Raw genomic sequence first — 6,231 nt, 5'->3', positions numbered from 1 at the left:
TTCCAAATAAATTTCTTAGGAGCAGCAGGCTTGAACATTCCGTTCATATTTGCCCAAATCATAATAGGACGACCAATAATATGATCTTCTCCAACATAACCAAAGAAACGTGCATCTAATGATTGATTTCTGTTATCACCAACCATAAAATAGTAATTTTGTTTGATTTCGTATTTATCTGTTTTTTGATCATTGATAAATACATCAAACTTACCGTTTGTAGAATCAACTCTTAATGTATTGTTTTCATAGCGACGAATAATGTTAATATATTGCGCTAAAGTCTCTTTGTTAACATCAACTACATCACCTTTTTTCGGAATGTATAAAGGTCCGTATTGATCAGGATTCCAGTTTTTGTTTACTGGAAAAATAGTGTTTGTACTATCAATTTTTCCATTTACAATATGTTCCGTTTTTTCACCTACAGGTTGTAAAATAGGTTCAACAGAAACTACATTTGCATTAGATTTCATTGCTGTAACATGAGCATCAGTCAAAGCTGCAAATTGATAAATAAATGTTCCGTCACCTTGTTTTGCAGCATTATAATCTGTACTTATGATTCCAAAATTATCGTATAATAATTTATCACTGAAAGGAGTTTTTACAACAACTGTATAAGCATGCTGAACTTGTGCATCTTTTTTCGGAATGAATTTTTTATCGTTTACATATAAAACTCCATTACGAATCTGTACAGTTTCTCCTGGTAAACCAACTAAACGTTTTACATAAGCATCTTTACGATCGATCGCATTGTAAATAGAATCTGTAGGATAGTTGAAGACAACAATGTCGTTCGATTTTAAATCTCTCCAACCTGGAATACGCATATAAGGTAGGCGTGCTTTGTCGATAAAACCATCACGGTAAATAAATTCTGAGAATGGAATTCCGATTGGTGTCATAGGAACACGCGCTCCGTGACTTACTTTTTCTACAAATAAAGCATCACCAATTTTGATTGTATTTTCCATCGATCCTGTTGGAACAATCATTGGTTGGATAAACCAGTTATGAACCAAAGTTGCTAAAACAAGGGCAAAAATTAAGGAAGAAACAAATGTTGGTTTGCGTTTTTCTGGACCTAAATATTTTGGATTATCAGAATAATTAACCGCAAAAATGTATAAACCTAAAGTCAAAACCATAATGACTTTGTCTTTTGTTTCAATTTTTCCGTAAGAATCTCCTAAATCAACAAAGAATACTAACCAAAAAATAGGACCAACAATTGGCAAATAAAATAGAATAATCCACCATTTTGGACGATGAATAATTTCTAAACCTTTCCAGATATTTAGAAAAGGAATATAAGCTTGAATTGCTTGCTTTCCAGCATTTTTATATAATTTCCAAGTTGCAGCTCCAAAGATTATATTGGCAATAATAAAACCAATTAACCAGTAAATTAGTACATGCATAAGTTTTTGATATTTAGTATTTTAATTTAGTTCAGTTCAAGTACATCTTTCATTGTGAAAACACCTTGTTTATTCCAAATCCATTCCGCAGCAATCACGGCACCTAAGGCAAAACCTTTGCGAGAATGCGCCGTATGAGAAATCTCAATAGTATCTACATCAGAGTTATATTGTACGATATGTGTTCCGGGAACATCTTCGATTCTTTTTGCTTCAACTGGAATAATGTCTTTTGCTTTTTCGTCCATCGACCAAGAATTATATGTTGAATTGTCAATAATTCCTTCTGCAATTGTAATCGCTGTTCCAGAAGGTGCATCAAGCTTTTGTGTATGATGAATTTCTTCTAGATTAATTTGGTATTCGTTACGATATTTATTCATCATTCGAGCTAAAATAGAATTTAATTCGAAGAATAAATTAACGCCCAAACTAAAGTTAGAAGCATATAAAAAAGCGGTGTTATTTGAAATTGCTAAATGATTAATTTCTTCTTGTTTATCTAACCATCCTGTTGTTCCACAAATTGTTGCGATTTTATTTTCAAGTAATACTTTAAGGTTGTCGTAAGCGAATTCTGGTCTCGAAAATTCTATTGCAACTTCAACATTATTTAATTCTTCCGCAAGTGGAGTACGAGATATTTTAAGTACAACTTCGTGTCCGCGTTGAATTAAAATTTCTTCAATGGCTTTTCCCATTTTTCCGTATCCTATTAATGCAATTTTCATCTGTAATTTCTAAAATTTTAAGTTAAATGCCAATCCTAAAACTGGCTCTAATGTCATTTCATCTTGAATGACTGTTGGTTTGAATGACATTTCTGTGTCATTACGAACTGTGAATAAATGCGCATCTACTGTTGCATCTACAATATTTAATAAATAAGCTAATGCAGTTAAAGCGACACTATAATCGCGTTTTCGTTTGTAATCATCTTGAATAACTGCCAATTGCTCTGCAGATAAAATTCCTGTGAATTCGTTTGGTGTTCCTTCTCTTACCGCAATATAAGCTTTTCGGTATTTTTTGTACAAATTATTGTAATAAATCGTAAAACCTGTTCCTGTACCTACTAAACCAAGCGCAATAGGTGCTTTTAACCATTTTTTGTTATACAATTGTCCAGCACCAGGTAAAATAGCCGAATACAAAGAGGCTCTAATTGGACTTTTCTCCATTAATGCTTCTTTAGTTACGCTCATTGTATCGTTTACAATAACATTATTTTCGACAACGACTAAAGAATCCGTTTTAACTTGACCGAAAGCAAACGTCGAAGAGATCGTTAATCCAAGTAAGAATGCTTTAATTCTCATTTAAAAATTTTCTTAATCGTTCAAACTCATCATCAGAAGTAAAATTCAAAATTATTTTACCTTTTCCGTTATTTGCACGTTTTATTTCAACTTTCGTATTCAATGAATTTGAAATAGAACTTAATGCTTCTTTGTACTGAGAAGGTAATTCATTTGTTGCTTTTTTCTCAGGTTTACCTTCTTTTATCGATTTGATTAAACGTTCTGTATCGCGAACAGATAAATTGTTTTTGACAATTTTTTCGTAAATATCAAATTGTAAATCAGTATCATCAATAGCCATTAAAGCGCGACCGTGTCCCATTGAAATCATTCCGTCACGAATTCCTGTTTGGATAATTGGGTCTAATTTTAATAAACGCAAATAATTGGTAATAGACGTTCTGTCTTTCCCAACACGTTTACTTAATTCTTCTTGTGTTAACTTGATTTCATCAATCAATTGTTGGTAAGAAAGCGCAATCTCGATCGCATCTAAATCTTGACGCTGAATATTTTCGACCAATGCCATTTCCAGCATTTCTTGGTCATTTGCTAAACGTACATAAGCTGGAATTGTTTTTTTACCAGCTAATTGTGAAGCGCGAAAACGTCTTTCACCAGAAATCAATTCATATTCACCAGTTGGTTTTTTACGAATCGTAATCGGTTGAATAACGCCTAATGTTTGAATAGACGAAACCAATTCCTCTAAAGCTTTTTTATCGAAATTAGTTCGTGGCTGCCAAGGATTCGCGGTGATTTTTTCTAAATCTATTTCCAAAATGTTTCCAACCAATTTCTTTGCACCTTCATCTTGTGCTGTTTTTACAGTTGGTTCATCCTTTAATAGAGCAGATAATCCACGTCCTAAGCGATTATTTTTGTTTGGCTTTGCCATTTTATTTAAACTGTATCGTTGTTGTTAATTAAAAATTCACGCGCTAAATTTAAGTAATTTTCTGCACCTTTACTTGCTGCGTCGTACTGAATAATTGTTTCGCCAAAACTTGGTGCTTCTGACAAACGTACATTTCGAGTAATAATTGTTTTGAAAACCATTTGCGGAAAATGATTGTTCACTTCGTCTAATACTTGATTAGAAAGGCGTAAACGCGAATCATACATCGTCAACAATAAACCTTCAATATCCAGTTCTTTGTTGTGATGTTGTTGAATTCCTTTTATCGTATTTAATAATTTTCCTAAACCTTCTAATGCAAAATATTCGCACTGAATAGGAATAATCACAGAATCTGCAGCTGTAAGCGCATTCAAAGTAATTAAACCAAGTGAAGGCGCGCAATCTATAATAATATAATCATATTGATCTTTGATTTCTGATAGCGCGTTTTTTAACATGTATTCGCGGTTCTCGTAATCTACAATCTCAATCTCGGCAGCAACTAAATCTAAATGAGCAGGCATCAAGTCTAGGTTTGGCGATTCTGATTGTAAAATAGCTTTGCTCGCAAGCACTTCATTTTCCAATACTTCATAGGTTCCAGCTTCGATTTCATCCAAATCAAAACCCAAACCAGATGTTGCATTTGCTTGCGGATCTGCGTCAATTAATAAAACTTTTTTCTCTAAAACACCTAATGAAGCGGCAAGGTTTAACGAAGTTGTCGTTTTACCAACACCACCTTTTTGGTTAGCAATAGCAATAATTTTACCCATAATTTACGTTCAAAACGATTTCAAAAATACAATATTTAACCTTGCTAAACCTTAAAGAAAAAATAAATTTTTGAATAATTGTTGAATATTTGTTTTACATCATAAAACATCAGTTCTGTAAAGCTAAATTTTAATATTATTTTATCTTTTTAACAGAATTAAAAAACTTATATTTGCGACAAGTATTTTTATAATTTTTTTAATAAAAAAAGTTGATGAGTTTTAACCTTTTATTCGAAAGCGTTGAGAATAGAAAGAGCTTTAACGCAGTAGTTTTAATGAATAGAAACGAATTTAAGAATTATTCTTTCCCCTTATTGCTTCGCAATGTATATTATGCGATACGTCTGTAATACCCTAATTTTTTTGCAAAATTTTTAGAATTATTAAACACACGTAACATTTATAAAGCATAATGAAAACTAAATACATAGATTTAATCACGCAATCATTTGACTTTCCACAAGATGAATTTGAATTAGATGGAGAGTACTTAAAATTTAATGGAATTGACCTAAAAGCTTTGGTCGAAGAACATGGAACACCATTAAAATTCACATATTTGCCTAAAATTTCGCAAAACATTCAGAAAGCGAAAGGTTGGTTCGAAAAAGCGCGTGAAGAGTTAAACTATGAGGGAACTTACAATTATTGTTATTGTACAAAAAGTTCTCACTTTCGTCACATTTTAGGTGAAGCATTAAAAAACGATATTCACATTGAGACATCTTCTGCATTTGACATTAATATTGTCGAAAATTTGATTGGAGAAGGTTTGATTACAGACGATCAATATGTTGTTTGTAACGGTTTCAAGCGTGAGGAATATGTAGAAAATATTGCTCGTTTGGTAAATAGCGGACATCGTAAAACGATTACAGTAATTGACAATTACGAGGAAGTTGATTTGTTTTCTGAGGCAATTGAAGGTGATTTTGAAATCGGAATTCGTATTGCATCGGAAGAAGAACCAAAATTTGAATTTTATACTTCTCGTTTAGGAATTGGTTACAAGGATATTGTTCCTTTTTATCAGACAATGGTAAAACCTAATGAACGCATTAAATTGAAAATGCTTCATTTCTTTATTAATACAGGAATTAAAGACAATTCGTATTATTGGAATGAGTTGACAAAATGTTTGAGAGTTTATGTAAACCTTAAAAAAGTTTGTCCAGAATTAGATAGTTTGAATATTGGTGGTGGATTCCCAATCAAAAATTCGTTGAATTTCGAATATGATTACGAATACATGGCGAAAGAAATCTTGTTGCAAATTAAAATGATTTGTGATGAAGAAGGAATTCCTGTTCCAAATATTTTTACAGAATTTGGTTCGTTTACAGTAGGAGAAAGTGGAGGAGTAGTCTACAAAATTCTTTATCAAAAGAAACAAAATGATAAAGAGTATTGGGATATGATCGATTCTTCTTTTATGACAACTTTGCCAGATGCTTGGGCAATTTCGAAACGATTTGTAATGTTGCCAATTAACCGTTGGTACGATAAGTATGAACGTGTATTATTAGGAGGTTTAACATGTGATTCTGACGATTATTACAATTCAGAACAGCATGTAAATGCCATTTATCTTCCGAAATATGATCAAGCAAAACCATTGTATATCGGTTTCTTTAATACAGGAGCTTACCAAGATAATATTAGTGGTTTTGGTGGAATTAATCACTGTTTAATTCCTCAGCCCAAATATATTTTGATTGACGAAAATTATGAAGCAAAAGTATATTCAGAAGAACAAACGCATCAAGATGTGTTGAATACATTAGGATATAAATAATTAGAATTTTTAATAAAATATAAAACAA

General features: G+C 32.0%; 6 protein-coding genes. 1 reads left to right on the top strand and 5 read right to left on the bottom strand.

Features of this window, described 5'->3' with window-relative positions; all coding sequences use genetic code 11:
- The 5 genes from lepB to B2X73_RS02215 form a co-directional block, all read right to left on the bottom strand.
- Positions 1 to 1,427 (bottom strand): signal peptidase I (gene lepB, locus B2X73_RS02235; RefSeq protein WP_291095623.1); only part of this gene is annotated, 1,427 nt, incomplete at its 3' end.
- Positions 1,428 to 1,453: 26 nt separating this feature from the next.
- Positions 1,454 to 2,158, bottom strand: coding sequence for a 4-hydroxy-tetrahydrodipicolinate reductase (dapB, locus tag B2X73_RS02230; protein WP_115000386.1), 705 nt, complete (start codon positions 2,156 to 2,158; stop codon positions 1,454 to 1,456).
- Between the two features lie 9 nt (positions 2,159 to 2,167).
- On the bottom strand, positions 2,168 to 2,746 hold the full coding sequence (locus B2X73_RS02225) for a DUF5683 domain-containing protein (RefSeq protein WP_180904451.1): 579 nt from the start codon (positions 2,744 to 2,746) through the stop codon (positions 2,168 to 2,170).
- Positions 2,736 to 3,626 (bottom strand): ParB/RepB/Spo0J family partition protein, encoded by an 891-nt coding sequence (locus B2X73_RS02220; RefSeq protein ID WP_038330580.1) that lies wholly within the window; start codon positions 3,624 to 3,626, stop codon positions 2,736 to 2,738. Before B2X73_RS02220 ends, B2X73_RS02225 begins: the two co-directional genes overlap by 11 nt.
- A gap of 5 nt (positions 3,627 to 3,631) precedes the next feature.
- On the bottom strand, positions 3,632 to 4,405 hold the full coding sequence (locus B2X73_RS02215) for a ParA family protein (RefSeq protein WP_038330582.1): 774 nt from the start codon (positions 4,403 to 4,405) through the stop codon (positions 3,632 to 3,634).
- Positions 4,406 to 4,820: 415 nt separating this feature from the next.
- Between B2X73_RS02215 and B2X73_RS02210 the strand changes: the two genes are divergently transcribed.
- Complete coding sequence (locus tag B2X73_RS02210; protein ID WP_180904450.1) at positions 4,821 to 6,203, top strand: arginine decarboxylase; 1,383 nt, start codon at positions 4,821 to 4,823, stop codon at positions 6,201 to 6,203.
- Positions 6,204 to 6,231: the final 28 nt, after the last annotated feature.

It is taken from the genome of Empedobacter sp. UBA7252, assembly GCF_002472765.1.
In the GTDB taxonomy this organism is placed as follows: domain Bacteria; phylum Bacteroidota; class Bacteroidia; order Flavobacteriales; family Weeksellaceae; genus Empedobacter; species Empedobacter falsenii_B.
This window is presented reverse-complemented; position numbering and strand designations above follow the sequence as displayed.

Excerpts from the sequence above, each read along its gene's own strand:
- B2X73_RS02215 (WP_038330582.1), bottom strand. The coding sequence starts at position 4,405 with ATGGGTAAAATTATTGCTATTGCTAACCAAAAAGGTGGTGTTGGTAAA.
- B2X73_RS02225 (WP_180904451.1), bottom strand. The coding sequence starts at position 2,746 with ATGAGAATTAAAGCATTCTTACTTGGATTAACGATCTCTTCGACGTTT.
- B2X73_RS02220 (WP_038330580.1), bottom strand. The coding sequence starts at position 3,626 with ATGGCAAAGCCAAACAAAAATAATCGCTTAGGACGTGGATTATCTGCT.
- dapB (WP_115000386.1), bottom strand. The coding sequence starts at position 2,158 with ATGAAAATTGCATTAATAGGATACGGAAAAATGGGAAAAGCCATTGAA.
- B2X73_RS02210 (WP_180904450.1), top strand. The coding sequence starts at position 4,821 with ATGAAAACTAAATACATAGATTTAATCACGCAATCATTTGACTTTCCA.